Source organism: Acetobacterium bakii (assembly GCF_001263355.1).
Classification (GTDB): domain Bacteria; phylum Bacillota; class Clostridia; order Eubacteriales; family Eubacteriaceae; genus Acetobacterium; species Acetobacterium bakii.
This window is the reverse complement of sequence record NZ_LGYO01000042.1, coordinates 24,297-42,221: the sequence shown is the minus strand read 5'-3', so window position 1 is coordinate 42,221 and position 17,925 is coordinate 24,297. Positions and strand designations below refer to the sequence as shown.

The 17,925-nt window shown below is 41.3% G+C and carries 19 protein-coding genes; 8 read left to right on the top strand and 11 right to left on the bottom strand.

What is annotated here, in order from left to right:
• Nucleotides 1-3: 3 nt before the first annotated feature.
• Both AKG39_RS15365 and AKG39_RS15360 read right to left on the bottom strand, forming a co-directional pair.
• Nucleotides 4-690 (bottom strand): response regulator transcription factor, encoded by a 687-nt coding sequence (locus tag AKG39_RS15365; RefSeq protein ID WP_050741293.1) that lies wholly within the window; start codon nt 688-690, stop codon nt 4-6.
• Nucleotides 691-752: 62 nt separating this feature from the next.
• Nucleotides 753-1,712, bottom strand: coding sequence for an NYN domain-containing protein (locus AKG39_RS15360; protein WP_201780288.1), 960 nt, complete (start codon nt 1,710-1,712; stop codon nt 753-755).
• 280 nt (nt 1,713-1,992) lie between these two features.
• Between AKG39_RS15360 and AKG39_RS15355 the strand changes: the two genes are divergently transcribed.
• From AKG39_RS15355 to AKG39_RS15340, 4 genes are all read left to right on the top strand, one after another.
• Nucleotides 1,993-2,670, top strand: a complete 678-nt coding sequence (locus tag AKG39_RS15355) for an L-threonylcarbamoyladenylate synthase (RefSeq protein ID WP_050741291.1) — start codon at nt 1,993-1,995, stop codon at nt 2,668-2,670.
• A gap of 500 nt (nt 2,671-3,170) precedes the next feature.
• Nucleotides 3,171-3,563 carry a plastocyanin/azurin family copper-binding protein gene (locus AKG39_RS15350; RefSeq protein ID WP_050741290.1) on the top strand — a complete coding sequence of 131 codons (393 nt, stop codon included), beginning with the start codon at nt 3,171-3,173 and terminating at the stop codon, nt 3,561-3,563.
• A gap of 13 nt (nt 3,564-3,576) precedes the next feature.
• The gene (locus AKG39_RS15345; protein ID WP_050741289.1) at nt 3,577-3,999 is read left to right on the top strand and encodes a hypothetical protein; all 423 of its coding nucleotides are present in this window, start codon (nt 3,577-3,579) and stop codon (nt 3,997-3,999) included.
• 34 nt (nt 4,000-4,033) lie between these two features.
• Complete coding sequence (locus AKG39_RS15340; protein ID WP_050741288.1) at nt 4,034-4,504, top strand: DUF1801 domain-containing protein; 471 nt, start codon at nt 4,034-4,036, stop codon at nt 4,502-4,504.
• A gap of 151 nt (nt 4,505-4,655) precedes the next feature.
• On the opposite strand, the gene ald is transcribed toward AKG39_RS15340, so the two are convergent.
• Together ald and AKG39_RS15330 are read right to left on the bottom strand one after the other, a co-directional pair.
• On the bottom strand, nt 4,656-5,771 hold the full coding sequence (ald, locus tag AKG39_RS15335; RefSeq protein WP_050741287.1) for an alanine dehydrogenase: 1,116 nt from the start codon (nt 5,769-5,771) through the stop codon (nt 4,656-4,658).
• A gap of 419 nt (nt 5,772-6,190) precedes the next feature.
• The gene (locus AKG39_RS15330) at nt 6,191-6,790 is read right to left on the bottom strand and encodes a TetR/AcrR family transcriptional regulator (RefSeq protein ID WP_050741286.1); all 600 of its coding nucleotides are present in this window, start codon (nt 6,788-6,790) and stop codon (nt 6,191-6,193) included.
• A 119-nt stretch (nt 6,791-6,909) separates the two neighbouring features.
• Between AKG39_RS15330 and AKG39_RS15325 the strand changes: the two genes are divergently transcribed.
• Nucleotides 6,910-8,121 (top strand): MFS transporter, encoded by a 1,212-nt coding sequence (locus tag AKG39_RS15325; protein ID WP_050741285.1) that lies wholly within the window; start codon nt 6,910-6,912, stop codon nt 8,119-8,121.
• Nucleotides 8,122-8,186: 65 nt separating this feature from the next.
• On the opposite strand, the gene AKG39_RS15320 is transcribed toward AKG39_RS15325, so the two are convergent.
• The 6 genes from AKG39_RS15320 to AKG39_RS15300 form a co-directional block, all read right to left on the bottom strand.
• Nucleotides 8,187-8,690: a putative immunity protein gene (locus AKG39_RS15320; protein WP_242852632.1), complete on the bottom strand. Its 504-nt coding sequence runs from the start codon at nt 8,688-8,690 to the stop codon at nt 8,187-8,189.
• A complete protein-coding gene (locus AKG39_RS20545; protein WP_242852631.1) occupies nt 8,647-8,853 on the bottom strand; it encodes a hypothetical protein in 207 nt (68 codons plus the stop codon). The genes AKG39_RS15320 and AKG39_RS20545 overlap by 44 nt, the downstream gene beginning before the upstream one ends.
• Nucleotides 8,854-8,977: 124 nt before the next feature.
• Nucleotides 8,978-9,415 carry an REP-associated tyrosine transposase gene (locus AKG39_RS15310; RefSeq protein WP_242852630.1) on the bottom strand — a complete coding sequence of 146 codons (438 nt, stop codon included), beginning with the start codon at nt 9,413-9,415 and terminating at the stop codon, nt 8,978-8,980.
• Nucleotides 9,416-9,513: 98 nt separating this feature from the next.
• Complete coding sequence (locus AKG39_RS15305) at nt 9,514-10,041, bottom strand: cysteine hydrolase family protein (RefSeq protein ID WP_050741282.1); 528 nt, start codon at nt 10,039-10,041, stop codon at nt 9,514-9,516.
• Nucleotides 10,042-10,111: 70 nt separating this feature from the next.
• Nucleotides 10,112-10,345: a GyrI-like domain-containing protein gene (locus AKG39_RS19415; RefSeq protein WP_242852635.1), complete on the bottom strand. Its 234-nt coding sequence runs from the start codon at nt 10,343-10,345 to the stop codon at nt 10,112-10,114.
• Between the two features lie 76 nt (nt 10,346-10,421).
• Nucleotides 10,422-11,930, bottom strand: a complete 1,509-nt coding sequence (locus tag AKG39_RS15300; RefSeq protein WP_050741281.1) for an MDR family MFS transporter — start codon at nt 11,928-11,930, stop codon at nt 10,422-10,424.
• Between the two features lie 312 nt (nt 11,931-12,242).
• Here AKG39_RS15300 and AKG39_RS15295 point away from each other — a divergent pair, with 312 nt between their 5' ends.
• Entirely contained in the window at nt 12,243-12,635 is a 393-nt protein-coding gene (locus AKG39_RS15295; RefSeq protein WP_050741280.1) for a hypothetical protein, read from the top strand.
• A gap of 585 nt (nt 12,636-13,220) precedes the next feature.
• Nucleotides 13,221-14,867, top strand: a complete 1,647-nt coding sequence (locus tag AKG39_RS15290; protein ID WP_050741279.1) for a glucosyltransferase domain-containing protein — start codon at nt 13,221-13,223, stop codon at nt 14,865-14,867.
• Nucleotide 14,868: 1 nt separating this feature from the next.
• On the opposite strand, the gene AKG39_RS15285 is transcribed toward AKG39_RS15290, so the two are convergent.
• Nucleotides 14,869-16,077 carry an MFS transporter gene (locus AKG39_RS15285; RefSeq protein WP_050741278.1) on the bottom strand — a complete coding sequence of 403 codons (1,209 nt, stop codon included), beginning with the start codon at nt 16,075-16,077 and terminating at the stop codon, nt 14,869-14,871.
• A 901-nt stretch (nt 16,078-16,978) separates the two neighbouring features.
• On the opposite strand from AKG39_RS15285, the gene AKG39_RS15280 reads away from it, so the two are divergent.
• Complete coding sequence (locus tag AKG39_RS15280; RefSeq protein ID WP_050741277.1) at nt 16,979-17,923, top strand: CHAP domain-containing protein; 945 nt, start codon at nt 16,979-16,981, stop codon at nt 17,921-17,923.
• Nucleotides 17,924-17,925: the final 2 nt, after the last annotated feature.

The following is a 17,925-nucleotide window of genomic DNA, read 5'->3' as shown; positions in this document are numbered from 1 at the left end:
ACCTCACTTTTGGTCGTTCCATTTATAACCCACACCTCTCACCGTTACAATGTTCAATGGTTTTTGCGGATCATCTTCGATTTTGCTCCGTAATCGGCCGACATAGACCGACAAGGTATTATCATCAACGAAATTCCCGTGTTCGTCCCAAAGTCTGTCCAATATAAGCGATCTTGTTAACGTCATGTTCGGGTTCTGCATCAATAAACACAGAAGCCGATATTCGGCTCCGGTGAGTTCAACAGAGCTATTTTCCTTAATCACCCGGTTTTCATCCAGCTTAATAACTATACTATTGGATTTTAGCTCATTGTGTGAATCATGCGTGATTCCAGCCCGTCGCAAAAGCGCATTGATTCTGGAAATGAGTTCGTTGAGCTTAAACGGCTTGGTGATGTAGTCATCGCCGCCCATATCTAGGGCCATCACAATGTTGACCTCCTCATCAGATGCCGTTAAAAATATAATAGGAACCGTTGAATGCTGTCTTGCCTTCCTGCAGATATCAAACCCTGTTCCATCCGGCAGAGTAAGATCCAGCAGTAACAGGTCATAATTTTGTTTTAGCAATTGGGAAAGCGCTTCCTGTACAGTTCTGGCAACATCAATCTGAAATCCATTTTTATTCAGTGAGAACTCAAGACCTTCAATAAGACTCAAATCATCTTCCGCCAAAAGAATATTGTGCATTGATTTTTCCTTCCTTTAAACATTTTCAACAGCATAAGTTAAGGGTCAGGTCCCGCCAATCGCTAAATTTTCTGTTTGGTTTTTCTTTTCAATTTGACTTTGTTGCCATCCACGGATATTTCGTCAATGCTTCTTAATAGGCTTGAAAACCGACTGTATCCATAATCTTTCAAATTGAAATGACTATGCTTGGCTTTTAAAGCGTTATATATGATTGACAGGTTTCCAATAGCACCACGGTTGCTTTTTATAATCTCAATTATTTCGTTTTTAACCGTAGTGATATCAACATCATTTTTCATCTTGACAAAGAAAGACCCGTCCTTTTCTTCGAGACGGATTTTCGGAAATTCTTCCCGGATAAAAACACTGAGCTTCGTATAACCATAATTTCTGACATCAAAATCAGTAAATAGTTTACCCAGAGAGGAACCGACTTCACCCAGCGTCAGACAATCAGATTCAGCAATCATATTGAGGATTGATTCCTGAATCTGACTGATCGGGGTGACATTTGATTCGATGGTGTCTTTTATTTCCGGATTTTTTTCATTCGGCACAGGCTCTGCAATTTCGACGATCTTGGGCTCATCAGAGGCGATCAAATCGAGATGGAAGAATTTATTGCAGGCTTTGGTAAGTGCGAGCGGTGTTTTTGATTCCCCCATTCCAATCACATACGCCTGTGATTCTCTTAATCGCATCGCCAGTTTGGTAAAATCACTATCGCTGGTTACGATGCAAAAGACGTCGATTTTATGGGTATAGAGAATGTCCATGGCATCAATGACCATGGCCATATCCGTCGCATTTTTTCCTTTGGTATAATCAAATTGCTGAATTGGCTGGATTGAGTATTCCAGCAGCATATCTTCATTCCACCCATAAGTTCTTTTCCAGTTACCGTAAATTCTTCTGATTGACACAGTTCCGAAAGCATTCAGCTCATCAAAGATGCTTTTTACATATTTTGCACTAACATTGTCGACATCGATCAACAACGCGATATTATTTTCGCTCAAAAAAGTTCCTCCATCCATTATTTGTATTGTAAATTATTAGTTTGGGTAGGTATTGACCAATCTTTCGATTTCCTAATTTCGCTTTGTATTCGCCGGGTTTTATGGAAATATTGTAACATTTTATTGCCATCAATAACAGGATTAATTGCAAAGCATGACCTTGAATTAGTTGGTATCAGGCCCGGATGTTTCAAGAAATGAGTTGTGAATCCTTTTTAATCATTATATAATGATTGCAACTGATCATTGATGCTACCGATTAACTATAGGAGGAATTTTCATGTCAAACAAGAAAGAAATGGTTATTGAAACCAGCAAACAAGAACCGCACTATCAAATCATAAAAACCAGTCCGGAGGCCTATAAAAAAGCCGCTCAGGCCATCCTGGATGGTAAAATTGTGGTGATGCCAACCCTGACCATTTATGTGCTGGTATGCGATGCATTTAACCCCGCCGCCTTGGCGCGTTTAAGAGCCATCCGTCACAGCCCCGCCGATAAACCCATTACCATTGTGATGGATAAGTCGAAAATACCGGAATATGCAGTGATTGATGAACGGCAACGGCAGATTATCGATATTTTTTCACCATCACCGGTTAGCATGTATGTTCAAAAGAAAGCGATAACACCTCTTGACGCAGCGACTGCTTCATCCAATGCCATTGTTGTTTATTTTCAGGACAGCCCGATCCGGGATCTCTATGAATGCTGTGGCACCATTTTGGCCATCAGTTCGTCCAATACGAAAGCCCTGTCTGCGGCTAAAACCATTGAAGAGTCTATTGCCTATTTTGGGCACACCGTCGATCTTTACGTTGATGGTGGGCCTGCACAAGGTGACAATGCTAGCCCCCACATCGATATCCGGACAGATCCCGTTGAATCCAGGCGAGCAGCCAATCATTTTCCATTTGCAGAAATAAAGGCCATTCTGGCTGAACATGGACTGGAATAGGCCAATTTTTCGCTGATCGATTATATATACAGCACCATAAGTTATGGGGCAACAGAAAGCCTGATGGTTGAAAGATGCGATTTATTGTGAAACACCTCTTGATCGGCAACCTGCATTCTGGTACCTGTCACAATCGGCTCTTTTGTTCCCAGCCGGGGGGAGATTCAATATTTTCGAAACTAATTTGGTCATTAAAGACATGCTCTTTCCTCCTCGTATAATCAACTTATTGAATAGGCGGTATTGACTAACCATTTAATCTTCTAATTGACTTGAACCATCATTTCTGGATTTAATTATAAACCAAAATGATTTTAAAAGTCATATAAATTTAATTTGAAACTCAGCCGGGCACTATCAATGATTGACAACCGCTACTAGGGCAGCTATGAAATCAGTAATATCTGAGTAAATCAAATTTTTTGGGGTACATTATCGAACAGGTTATATAGTGGAATAATGGCGAATTGTTAAAAGGAGTTTAAAAGGAGCGTATTTTTATGAAAAAAAAATTTTTGCTGGTTTTTATTCTGGTTTTTCTTGTGGTAGTATTCAGTGCGTGCGGAACATCTTCTAACGGTACGACGACCGATACACCAACCGACTCCAATGGGACAACGACCGATACACCAACCGATACACAACCCCAAACAGCGAACTTAATCATAATTGAAAATTTTGAATTTGTTCCTGCTGTTCTGACGGTCAAAGCAGGTGACACTGTTGAATGGCAAAACAATGATGCTGTCATTCATACCGTAAAATTCGACACTTTTGAGAGTCCTGATATGGGTGAAGGAGCGATATACACAACCTCTTTTGATACCCCGGGCACCTATCCTTACATTTGTGGTCCACATCCGTATATGGAAGGCACAATCATCGTGGAATAAAGAAGGGATTATAATGGAGATTTACTATTTAATAAAGATTTTAGGTTGGATCACAGTGGCAGGTTTTTGTTTGGCTTTTTTAAACTATTTTCTAAAACGGATCAATAAAAATTATATCAGTAAGCTGGGGGCCGATCAGAAGAAATTTGCTGATTTTTACAAAAAGATAATGCGGAGCATTGTCAAAAATCACAAATTGATAGCCGCAATCACTTTTATTGCGATGCTGATTCACTTTTTTGTTGTGTATTCAGTGAATCGGATCAGACTCACTGGAATAATAGCAGCCCTCTTACTGACTGCCACTGTCAGCTTAGGAACTTATGGTGCATTTATAAGTAAAAACAAAAAAGGCCCGTGGCTGAAAATACATCGAATCATACCCTTTGTATTAGTCATTGCCATTGTCATCCATGTTTGGTTTAAGCAATACTAAATATAGTTAATTGATGGAAAGGTGATGATCTAAAATGCTAATTAATGCAGCGACACCAGAGGAGTATATCAGCAAGTTACCGGAAGACAGAGCGCAGGCCATTGAGCGCCTGCTAAAAACGATTCGGGATAATCTGCCACCGGGTTTTGAAGAAGTTATGGACGGTATGATTGTTTTTGTGATTCCATTTTCACTGTATCCGCCAGGATATCATGTGAATCCGAAAGAACCGGTTCCGTTTATGGGTCTTGCTTCGCAAAAAAATTATATCGCATTCTACCACATGGGAATTGAAGCATTTCCCGAGATTCTGAAATGGTTTCAGGAAGAATATCCCAAACATGTCAACACTAAACTGGATATGGGAAAAAGCTGTATTCGCTTCAAGAATGTTAAAAAAATTCCATATGATCTGGTTGGAGAACTCTGTCAAAAGATTACTCCTGAAGATTACTTGAAAACTTATGAAAATTTCTTGAAAACACGGGTTAAAAAGTCAAAATAATTTTGGTGCATAATCCGGTCCAGGATACTTAAAATTGACTTCAAGTGGAACTGATGGACTGGAGGCTTAAAACGCTTCCAGTCATCTATTTCTCCTCGTTTTTAACTTTTCTTTGGGTCTTGTCGGGTTGCGTTTAAAATATATTTTAAACCTACAGCAAGTCTTCTGCGGGTATATATTCTTTATTTAGGCCTTCAGCCACGCCCTTACAGGTAACATGTCCCTGGTAAGTATTTAATCCTAATAATAATGCGGGATTTTCTTTCATTGCAGCTTCTGCTCCTTTGTTAACAATGTCAAGTAAATATGGCAAGGTGGATCCTGTCAGAGCATAGGTGGATGTTCGCGGCACAGCACCCGGCATGTTGGCAACAGAATAGTGGATCACGCCATGCTTTTCAAAACAGGGATTATCATGGGTTGTGGAGTGATCAATGGTTTCTACCGATCCGCCCTGGTCAATGGCGACATCAACAATAACCGATCCTTTTTTCATGGCTTTTACCATGTCTTCAGTGACAAGTTTAGGTGCTTTTTCTCCGACAACCAACACCCCGCTGATAAGAAGATCTGATTTCTTAGTCAGTTCAGCCATATTGTACGGATTACTGACCAAGGTGGAAACCCGACCATTAAAGACGTCATCCACATAGGTTAATCGTGGCTTGCTGATATCAATAACGGTAACATGGGCACCCAGACCCACTGCCATTTTCGCAGCGTTCATACCAACAGTACCGGCTCCGATTATCATTACCTCTGCTGGTAATACACCAGTAACACCGCCTAATAACATACCCACACCGCCATGATCGCGCTGCAGCATGGTGGCACCCACCTGGACAGACATTCTACCAGCTACTTCACTCATTGGTATCAGCAACGGCAGCGACCGGTCCGCTAACTGGACAGTTTCATAGGCAATACCGGTAATTTTTTTCTTAACTAATATATCGGTTAAAGGCAGGTTTGGAGCAAGATGCAGATACGTAAATAAGGTCTGTCCTTCTTTCATCAGTGCATATTCTGACTCGATGGGTTCTTTGACCTTTACAATGATGTCTGATTGAGCAAATACTGCTTTAGCCTGTTGAAGGATTAAGGCTCCTTCAGCGATATATTCACTATCTTCAATACCACTTTCAAGACCAGCATTTGTTTCTACTAGAACCTGATGGCCATTCTTAACCAGGGCATGAACACCTGCTGGTGTTACAGATACACGATACTCATTATTTTTAATTTCCTTGGGAATACCTACAATCATGATAAAACCTCCAGTTTTTTAATGTAAAATTTATAAAACCTGATTTTAAAATTATAAAAAGCTATGATGTTTTATTCATCACGGCGTTTTAAATCAACTTTTCATATTATAACAAACAAATTTCAGTAACGCTAATTGAATCGCTGATATTATAAAAATGACATGTCATAGAGACATTTAGTTGTTTTTTGTTGTTGATCATACTATCAGTTTTTTCTTGACTTATGGTTGAGTTGATATATAATAGCCTTACCGACTACTTAGTCGGTAAGGCTATTATCTTTCCCGATGAAAGGAGGTTTCCATGGAAAAGCATGTCTGTGATCCAGCATGCATGCTCGGTTGATAAATAAAAGCCCTCAAATATTTGAAGGCTTTTACGGATCACTATTACTTTATAGTATGATGCATAGCATCGCTCATTCGGTGGCGATCCCGGATAAAAGCAGTTTGATCGCATTGACATGCAAGGCAGCATATTCGTCACCGCTTAAATGAGGCATGGTTAAGCAAAGCTGGGTGGCGCCTGATAACATCGACATGACGGCAAAACTCATTGATTCAACATCTGTGCCTTTAAAGCTTTGTTGATCAACTCCGCTCTTCACGATCTCTTTAACAGCATTCGATATTACCTCAAACAGCTCCATTATCACCGGTAAAACATCGGAGTCATTTGTGAGGGTATTGGCGAATTCTATGGCTGAACTGAGTAAGGGGTTTTCACAATCTCGTCCGTAGTGATCAGCAAGTGCTATCAACTGCTCCGTTGGAGACATCGATTGTACTTCTGGACTATGCCAGCTGTGGGTCAGTTGTTCAATGTGTAGGGTGAGAAGCTGAAGGTAAATATCCTCTTTGTTTTTAAAGTGATGATAGATATTACCTTTGCTCATGGATGTTAATTCACAAAGGTCGTCCATTGTGGCTCTGTCATAGCCCTTGTCTATGAATAACGAGCGAGCATGGGATAAAATTAATGCTTTAGCTTCATTGGCTGGTAGTCGGTTTCTTGACACAATGCCCTCCGTAAAGACCCTCTTTGTGGGTCCTTTCTCTTCATGATTTTCAACTCCCTAAAAAACAATTATAACAGAAACCCCAATAATATACACTCAATAAAGAAAGGAAGTTCTAAATGAAAGAATTATTTCAAAACAAAGTATTTAGAATTATTATGACTACCGACGCGATACAACAGCTATGCATCTGGATCCGAAATATGGCGGTGCTATTCTTTGTCATTGAAAAAACAAATGCCAATCCCATTGCCATATCATTGATTACAATTTTTGAATATCTGCCAATATTTGTGTTTTCCTATGTGGGCGGTACCCTCGCAGATAAGTGGAATCCAAAGAGAACCATGATTGCCGGGGACTTCTTAAGCAGTCTCTCGGTAGTCGTTATTCTTTTGTTAATCAATCAGGGTTTATGGCAAACAGTATTTGCCGCAACGCTGGTCTCTTCAATGGTAAGCCAGTTTTCAGTCCCTTCTTCGGTCATTATGTTCAAACGAAACATTGATGAAAAGCTTATAACACCTGCGATTTCACTGTCTCAAGGGCTGCAATCACTCTACCTTATAATTGGACCTATAATTGGCACATTGCTTTATAAAGGCATCGGTATTACATTCTCGCTTACAATCATCGCCATTCTGTTTTTATGTGCCTCGCTGATACAATTTCTATTGCCGGCAAGCTCCAGAAACGCTGATTATATAAAGCCAAGCCTATTATGCCAAATGAAAGAGGGCCTGGTCTATATCAGTAATGATAAAGGATTGACGGTACTCTGTTCAGTGTTAGGCTTGTTCGGCTTTGCCCAAGGTCTGATTCAACCGCTGACCATTTTTATCCTGACGGATAGATTGGGTATCGAAAGTGAAAGTCTCCAATGGTTTTATTCGCTGTCTGGTGTCGGGCTTCTTACGGGTGCAATTATATCCATGTCAATTGTCAGCAAATACAGAACCAGCATCATATTGTTTTTTGGCATGATCGCATTTGCAGCTGTCACAGCAGCTGAAGCCCTATCCACAGTTGTGGTTGTTACAGCGGCCCTATATTTTTTATCCGGTTTAATTATCGCTTTTGTTCAAGTCGCGATCAGTGTGCCATTGATTAAAAATGTTCAGGAAGATTATATCGGAAGAATCAACGGCATGATCACACCGCTGCTGATTGGTGGAATTCTAATCGGTACCGCATTGTCCGGTGTTTTAATCGAACAACTCTCGTTGATTCCGGTGTTTATGTTGTCTTCTTTTATGCTGGTCATTTGCGGCATCATTAGCCTGGGCTACCAAAGCGCACCTGAGCATGTTAAGTTAAACCGCGCACCGTAGGTACTGACCAACGAAACGTTCCCCCGACTTATCCCCACAATCATATGCTTAATACTTGTACCCTGTCAAATCTTCGCTTTCCTCAAATCAGCTGATAACATTGTTCTGATCTGCCACTCGCGCTCAGTTTTAACAGCGGAGATATTATCTGGGAATTTTAGATTAACCACTTTAATCGCATAATCGGAAGCAACCATTGCATGTTCTCGCATATGACCGGTTCCTATTGCTTGACCTGCAACCCGAAGGGCCGCTTGAAAAATGACATCACTAGATGCTTTCGCTAACTGGTGAACCTTAAATCCTGCCTGCCTGACATCATGCATCCTTGCTTTACCCTGTTGCCACATTTCGTTAGCAGTAAAGCCATCAACAATAATTGATTCACTTTCATAATCGTAGTCAATAAGTGAGAAAATATGCTTTGTCAGATTCAACGCCCAATGAGCCAATTCAAGCTGTGACGTATCTTCATAAATCCGGTCAAGTTTTTCCCGCAATTCAACATTATCTTTTATTTTGATTTTAACCATTGTTGCCATATAAACCATCCCTTTTACTAATTTCATCTATAATTAACGATTTAGCAATAGTCATTGCATCAATTATCTTCCGAAAGCGCTTGTATTGTGGCGCATCCATTTGGTGTTTTCGTTGTCCGGTCTCACACTTGCTTATCACCGATAATACCGGTTTAAGCGCATCGATCATTTCTTCTTTAGAATATCGCATAATCTCACAGTGCTCTGTCAGTAGTGCCTTTGAAATATACATTGCCTTTATTTCTGTTCTTGAGAAGCGTGTGATGAGAAGTCCCCTGCGCAAATTTCGGCTGTATCTTTTCACATTCTGGTTTTTAATGGGATCTCCAGACATTCATCCTGGTTTTCTTTCTCAGATTGTATTTATTTAATCGGGTAACCATTCCGGCTTTTAAGGGATTTCGGTGAATGTAGCGAATTACCGTCATCAGATACTGCTCATCCTCTACTGATTCACTGTTGAAACGATTCTGAAAAAGATGGCCGTTTCGTCCGTATTTATGGTTGTGCAACTGAACATATCCGATCTTAATCCGCTTGATGCTGGTACCCAGCTCTTCCCCTTCTTTGAGCAGCAAATGAACATGGTTATCCATGAGACAATAGGCGAACAATTGAAACCCGCCAGTTTCTCTGGCTTTATTCAGCTTTTCCATAAAAATTGATCGATCCGAATCATCCAAAAATATATTGCGTCCATCCAGACCTTTTAGCATCACATGGTAAATTCCGGTTGCACTTTCTTGCCACAACTGAGTTTACCTCCTGTTATTTTTTCAATATACTACACTTTTGATGGCATGACAAACAAAAACGTCCCCTTGTCATACCAATTTATTTATAAAAATTGTTACCTGTTTGTGATTTTAATGTGAAGGCTTTCCATGACATCCAAAGCTGCCCGGTTTAGCCGATCATCGTTGCTGGCCACACCTGAAGCGTCAACAACGATATCGGCTTCCGGCAAGGCAGCCTTTGCCAGCACGGCATTGGAAAGGACGCAGATGTTAGAGACAACACCCACCAGCTCGATGCGGTCATACTGATTCATGCGCAGATAATCTGCCAGTTCCATGGACCCGAAGGTGACCTTTTCAAAGCGTTTATCGGTTTCAAGGCACAGGTCGGCAATTTTACCATACAGATCCCAGCCTTCAGTGCCTTTGATGCAGTGAGGTATGGGAAGGTTGCTGCCCTCCCGGGTAGTCAGATAATCCTCTTTATGGGTGTCAAAGGTAAACGCGACCTCATCCCCTCTTTTTCGATACGCTCCGATTTTTCGGGCAATGGCTGCTTCCAGAACCGCCGCCTGCTGAAATCCCAGAGCCCCATCCACGAAATCCTTCTGATAGTCGATGACCAATAGTATGCTTTTCATTTTATGCCTCTTCGATGGAATTCAACAACTTTCATCATTAGCTTTTTCCTCTTTCTCTAAAATATTTTGATCAGCCTACCGGCACACAGATTTCACACTTACGGTTTTTAACCATTTTATTTGCATATCTTTCCAAAATTGGCCGCGAAGCATCCATCTTATAGCCCTGTCTGCCGAGTTCCATAAAGATTTCACCCCATGCCGTCGCAATGGCTTTCGCCGTATGCTCAAGCTCAAATACCGCGTAGTCGCCTGCACTAAGCTTAGCTTTTTTTACAAAGAATGATCCGTCCCGTTCTTCGATGTGAATTTTGAGAAATCCTTCGCGAATAAAGACATTGAGTTTGGTATAGCCATAGTTTCTGACGTCAAAAGATGAATCAAACCACTTCTTTGATCATTTTATCGATTGCTTCATCCTCAGTTTCAGATTCTTTCTTCACCGGTTGACTGGTTTTGGGCATCATGACCGAAAGCGAAAGCGCTATAAAAACCAGTACTGCAAGGATGATAAACAGCACATGCAATGAGGCATTCAAAGACTGGCTGACCTGTTCCCCGGTGAAGACCATGGCCTGGGCGGAAGATCCATACAAATCATTGGGATTGACACCTGATAAGCCATTATTATTAAAATACCGAACAATGAACAGATTAAATACCGATCCGAAGATGCTGATCCCAATGGTTTGACCCAAAGTCTTAAGCAGTGAGTTGGTCGCGGTTGCGGCGCCCCGCTGACTGTAGCCCACCGATTCCTGGATGAGGATGGTCAGAACAGTCATAGCTCCCCCCATTCCAAAACCGATCACCCCGACAAAGAGGATTACTAAAAGTAATGGGGTTTGCATTCCCAGGGTGGGAAGCAGCAGAATCCCCAGGAGTAGAATGGCATTGGCGATGATGGTCACCGTTTTCCCCCCGCGTGTGATGATCATCTTGCCCAATACCACGGCGGAAATCAACCAGGTGATGGTCAGGGATACTAGGGCCAAACCGGAAACAGTGGGACTGTAGCCCAATACGTTCTGGATGTAAATGGGCATATAGACATCGATGCCGATTAAAACAGCGGCCAGTAAAAAGCTGATGCCATTCACCATTTGATTGAATTTCGTCAGAATTTCCAGTGGCACAATGGGCTCTACGGCCTTTTTTTCAATGAAATAAAAGGCCACCAGCAATAATAGGGTTCCGGCAACCGATGCACCGATGAAAATGCGGCTGTAATTCATGCTTTCGGCTGATAGAAAAATATTGAAAAATACCAGCATGGCTCCCGATAAGGTTACAATACCGGCATAATCGATGATGTTTTTTTTCTTCTCAAAGGATTCTTTGAGATTACGCTGAATGAGGAAAATGGATAAGATACCAAAGGGAATATTGATAAAGAATATCCAATGCCAGGAAAGCAGATCAATGAAGGCACCACCCAGCAGCGGTCCCAACAAACCGGCAATCCCCCAGACTGTCCCCAAACTGCCCTGTATTTTGGGGCGTTCTGCCAAGCTGAAGATATCGCCCACAATGGTATAGGTCAGCGTAAAAATCGCTCCGGCACCCAAACCCTGAATGGCTCGAAAGCCGATCAGCATATCCATGCTCCGGGAAAATCCGCAGAGGGTGCTCCCAACCAGAAAGATGATGATCCCAATGGAAATCATATTTTTCCGGCCATAGAGATCAGCCAGTTTGCCGTAGATTGGCGTCGAAATTGCCGAGGTTAATAAATAGGCTGAAAAAACCAGACTGATATTTTCAAACCCATTTAAATCTTTTGCAATGGTGGAGGCCGCCGTGGTGATGACTGTCCCTTCCACTGCCGCCAGAAACATCGCCACCATCAAAGCGATGGTAATCTTTTTTTTACTGTCTGCTGTTTTCATTTTTTTATGTTATTCCTTGCTTATTCTTATTTTAGAATTATAAAAGCCGTTATGTTCATCACTGCCTCTTAAGCAGCTTTTATATTATAACAAATAAATATCAGTAAAGCTAATTGAATCGCTTTATTGATTAATTCATTTTAAATGCGGGTCGCTTTGAAAGTTCAGAAAATCTTAATCTTTTGTTAACCTAATGTTCACATTCATCTGTTATTATTAGTTCAACAAATCGATTCAGACACCATAAAAACAGAAATCAACCCTTCTTGCCAAAGAAGTATGGCAGAAAATAATAAAATTTAGGAGAAAAAAATGAATCAATATACAATAAATGACTGTTACCCAATGTTGGCCATCGGCAAAAAAATAATAATGCTTAGTCAAAAACTCACTTGCTTACAGTTCAAAGCAATCTTCGAACAATCTCAAAAAACCTCCCTGAATTTTTTTAAAAAACTGTGGTCCGACATTAACATTAAAAACCACGTTTACGCGACTAATATGGATTTTAATCCGATTACGAAAACAAAGGATAAAGAGATTCCAGAAACCATTGATACCCAGGGTTTCGGCAGCCTGGATGAAAGTATGCATAAGCTTTCCGCATTTGAAGAGCTGTTTTTATCCAACTATAGTTTAGCCATGAATGACTTTGGCGACACCAAAATCAAGGAATCCTATTCCGATTTTGCTCGCTATTTATAATCATATTTTTCTAACTTATTCCAGATGTCCGCTTGGCGGCATTTAATGCTTTTGAGTAAATAATTTATATCACTCACTTTAAATTCACTCTTATAAAACGACAACACAAAGCCCTCGACAGTAAAATCCGTCGGGGGCTTTATTCAATGATCATAATTAATGACAGGGGGACGTTTTTTGACTGTCATATCACCAAATAGCAGCCGGTCATATGACAAACGAAACGTCCTCATGATCTCCCTAGATTATGACAATCAAAATATTCCTTCGCGGTATTATCAGCCTGGGCTACCAAAGCACAACTGAGCAGGCGTACACCGTAGGTTCCTCGCATTCCTGTTTAAGTGTGTTAAAAGCTTGTAAAATGTAATCTGGGTCTTTTCAGAGAAACTTTTTTGGTATATTATAGTGAAAGGAACCTTTCTTATCTAATTTTAGTTAGTCGGTATTAGATGTTGGGTGGATTTTTCTGTCAACTTCTATTTTTGAGAGCCGCTGATTGTGTTGGGTTAATGGTTCAGCTGAATTTTTCGGCTGACAAAGTTTTGATAGTAATATGCAAAAATAAATATAATGGAGACCTCAATGATTAGCATAAAAGAATTAAAAGAAAACGTAAAATATTTTCTGAACAAAAGATGGTTTATGATTCCATTATTGATTGTAACCATCATGAGTTTCGGCTTTACCTTAACACATCCCAGTATCAGTGTCGATGACACGGCGATGAATTATTATTACCGGCAGAACGAGCTGCTGACAGAGGGACGGTTTTTTCAGGTATTGCTCGATAAAATAACGGGCATTTATAACTTCAGGCCCTTCGTACTTGACTACCTTGCCGTACTGTGCCTGGTTTTGGCAGCGGTATTGTGGTGTTCATTATTCAAGAAGGTTTCCGACAATAAATTAAAATTAATAGTGTATCTGTTTTTCGCATGCTTTTTTGTTTCATATCCGTTGATTACCGAAATATTTATTTATATGGGTTCCAATTTCGAAGTCTGTCTAGGCTATGCGCTGATATCCTTCATATTATTTATTTTGTCAAGCGATACCAAAAGGCGGCACCAGCCGGGTGCTTTTCTGGCTACCGCCTTTTTAATAGCCTTGACGTTATCGTTGTATGAATCCTTGGCAGTTGTCTATTTGTATGGAATTTTTGCCATATTGATATTGCGGTTTTTATACAGTGATGATAGCCAGAACTTTAAAGATGTATTTTTACGGGGTCTATACTATGTGATCCCGTTAATCTTCGGCATCGTTTTTCGTTTTCTTATCGATATGACCTTAAAGATTATCCTTCATCTTGGTACAAGTACCAATGCGTCTAAGGAAATTCATTGGGATCATGGCATCATGGCAAACCTGCCCAAGCTGATTGATGGTGTGACCTTGAGTTTTTTTTACAATGCGCTGGTCTATCTGCCAATTACCCTTTTCGTGTTCGCCGTGGTCGCAACATTTATTTTGATGTTTTGGCAGGGTTTCAAGCATCGGTCGATGACAATTGCGGCTTTATATTTTGGAAGCGTTTTGAGCGTGTTTTCATTGACCATCATCCAGGGAATTGAAACGCCATACCGGGCTTGTACGGTTTTTAGTGTTTTTACCGCTTTTGTTTTTATGCTTTTGCTGCAGTTTGTTGAAGAAGGCAAATTCAGAGCAGCCGTAAAAAAAGCAGCGATTGTTGTGCTGTGCATAATACTTATCTGGCAGTTAAATGATATCAACAAGTGGTTCTATGTTGATTATATGCGGTACCAGGAAGAAGTCAATGTGGTTAACCAGGTTGCCATGGAAATACGGTCAAACTACGATTTGGTAAAACCGGTTGTTTTCTTGGGTGATTATAAGCTGTCGGATAATATTAACCAGTATACCTCGGCCGAAAAAACCAGTCTGGCGGGCATTCTTTATGAAAACCTGACCGGCATTGTCCCCGAAGGCAAATATGCCTACAAATTTGTTGAAACCAATGGGGATAGCTTTTTAGACTGGGCGGTCGGCTGGAATTTTGAAAACAACGTTTCCGAAGCTCACAAGTTTTTTAAAGATCTGGGCTACGACTTCAAGGCTGATAATTATGATATGCGGGAAAAAGCATATGTGTTGGCAAAAGATGCGCCTCAGTGGCCGAAAAAGGGCTCTATTTTTGAAAGTGATGAATTCATCGTCGTAAATTTTGGGATCTCGGATAAATTTGCAAATCAAGTAAAATTGAACTGAATTAATAATTAATTTGAGAGGTTTCGATTTCTGTATTGCGATTGAGCATTTCCTGCTTTTTATCCAGAACCATGTTGCCAATCCAGGACAGGGCGCCAGTTCCCAATAATCCTATGGAAGCGAGCAGAAACTTGACTGAAATATTGCCCCCGGCAGCGTTAGCCACCGCATTGGAAAGGATCGGTGATACAAAGATTCCCACACTGGTGGATGCTGTGACAACGGCAATCGCCAGGGAACTAATGGATGAATGGACAGCATTGGCGGCCACAAATGTTCCCGCCGGGTTAATGGTCGCCAGACAGAAGCCGCAACACATGGCTCCGACAAACAGCGATGGCAGCGAGCCGATCACAAAGATCGACAGCATCCCCAGACTGCCTACCAGTAACGAAACGGGAATAACCAGCTTCTTTAGCACGCGCTGCATCCGTCCGAACAGAATCCCGGTGAGCATCCCGGCTGCCGACATGGAGGTGTTGATCAGCCCACTGGTTGACGCATCGCCAAATCCTCTCGAAGCAACATACATGGCGACATTGGTCTGATAGACGAAAAGGAAGACGCCAAACAGGAACATCGTCAGCGCTGTGAAATAGACCCGGGCATTTAATTTCGCACTTTTTTCGGTGTGTTTTTCATCAACATGGGCCTGGGGATGATCATTGGGCAGATTTTTCATAACAATCACGATCACCGGAATAAAAACCAGGTAAACCAGATAGGACATCTGCCATTGAATCCCGGCCAGCATTCCCGAAGTAAAGAGGAGCACCATGCTTCCCCCATTGACAAAAGCCGACTGCAGGCCCATTAGGGCGCCGCTTTCATTGGCTACAAAATAATCGGCAATCAAGGCCATGGACATGGTCGAATTAATGCCCTGGGCAACCCCCAACAACAGACTGGAGCCCAATAGCACATAAATACTGATGGAGCCGAAAAGCAGGGCAACCATCCCGCCGGCTAATCCGCAGACCAGGCCAAAAATTACCAAGCTTTTTTTTGGCATTCGCAGGGACAGCGGCCCGGATGCAAAGGCAAATACCAACGCCATTAATGAGGGAATGGTCAATACCATCTGAATCAGCGACGAATCAACACCCACAAAATAGCGTTGAATATCCGCCAGAACGGCTGAAGCTGTCATCGATATCATCAATAGTGATGATATCGACAGAATCGCAATTTTAATTTTTTTCTTATCCAAAATTTTCTCCTAACAATAACGTTTTTCACCCGATAAATTCCTGAGATGCATCACAAACTTTACCGGTTAAATTGTAAATATTATATTATATACAATTTTTTCTGTCAATGAAATATTAAACTGATTTAATTTTGATAGGAGCTCATTTTATTACATCTTAAATTCTTCCTCATATAATTTTTGTCATTTTACGTTTTTCGTTTATTATTTTTAGTCAAGATCACTTCTGGCAGTTTCGTGGTGCTTTTCTCATGTGGCTCATTTGCCCCGGTTCCGCCCAAAATGCCTAGCGAAACTAGTAATCAAATGTTTCTTTATTCGCAATATTATACATATGATTGCATTTTTTAACAATTATAATCAAAACATGCAAACATTTCTCAATCTTAAGCACAGATCAGTAATAAGAACGAGCAATCAACAGGAAGGTTTTTATTGAAGCCGACACACTTTAACTTCTATCAAATATTGTAAAAAGCAACTTTCCTGAAACAATATTTTATTTTCAAACAATGTTTTGTGAGGGCATTGTTTGGATTGAAAAATGAAAACGCAAACATAACCAGTTAACCGCTCTGAGTTTTACTTATTGACAAGCTGATTCATATTAACTTAAACACAAATTAATGATTATGTCTGATCAATTCCACCTTTATTTTACAGTCACCATGATTTTAGCTGTTCTTTTCCTTTTATTGATGCGGTTTTTTCACTCTTCGACAACACTCGGCTGCAATGTCATGGATCTATTTCTTAAGTGGGTTAAATACCAAACTTGCAAATTCGCCTAACGTATTGTATTATACCTATTGCCAATTTGTAAACAAATTGCAACAATCTATGATGCATTTAGGTCACAGTGAACCCAGTGACACCATCATCTATTGACATCGGAGGTCAAATGAAGAAAAAATTAATACAAAGCGCATGTGCGAGTCTTGCCTTTTTTTTATGCCTGAGTACGATACCGGGCGCTGCTATGGCAGCAGAAGCAGAGGTTGATATCGCCCAAATCGCCCAGGCGGTTGAGACGGCACAAGCCAAGTCCGCAGTTCCCGCACCCAATTTATTTTCGGCTCGAACCACTGCCCCAAGTCCGGATAATCCCAATTTCTTTGCCCAAAACCCCTATTCCCAGGGTGGCTATGGTTTGCCAAACTGTACCGCCTATGCCTTTGGGCGAGCTTATGAAATTCTGGGAACTACACCAAATTTATGCATGGGCAATGCTAACTCCTGGTGGGCCTATAATCAAAACAGCGGTTATTATCCCTCAGGATCCACGCCAAAACTTGGTGCAGTTATCTGTTGGGGCGGCGGTTCAAACGGACATGTGGCGATTGTTGAAGCGATCAACGGTGATACGGTCACCCTTTCCGAGTCAACCTATAGCGGCATCTTCTTCCAAAATTACACCTATACCATTGGTGCTGAAGATGCTACCTCGGTGGGCGGTTTCCAGGGTTATATCTACATAGGCGATTACGTTGATGCCACATCGGATACAACGCCTCCGGCAGTATCTGATGTATTGGCGACCGACGATCAAGGTAAAGGAATTAAGGTCACTGCTCTGGTTTCAGACAACCTAAGCGGCATCGATCAGGTTAGCTTTCCAGTCTGGACCGAAAATGGCGGACAGGATGATTTAATCTGGCATGAAGGAACGGTTGAAGGCAATGTGGCCAGCTGTTTTATTCCTTACAGTGATCACAATACCGAACTTGGCGACTATAATGTCCAGGTTTATGCCCATGACGGCGCCGGTCACGATACCGTGATCAGTACATCCATCACGAAAGTCGACCCCTTTCCCCTTCTTGGCAAAGTAGCTCTTGACAGTTAAGC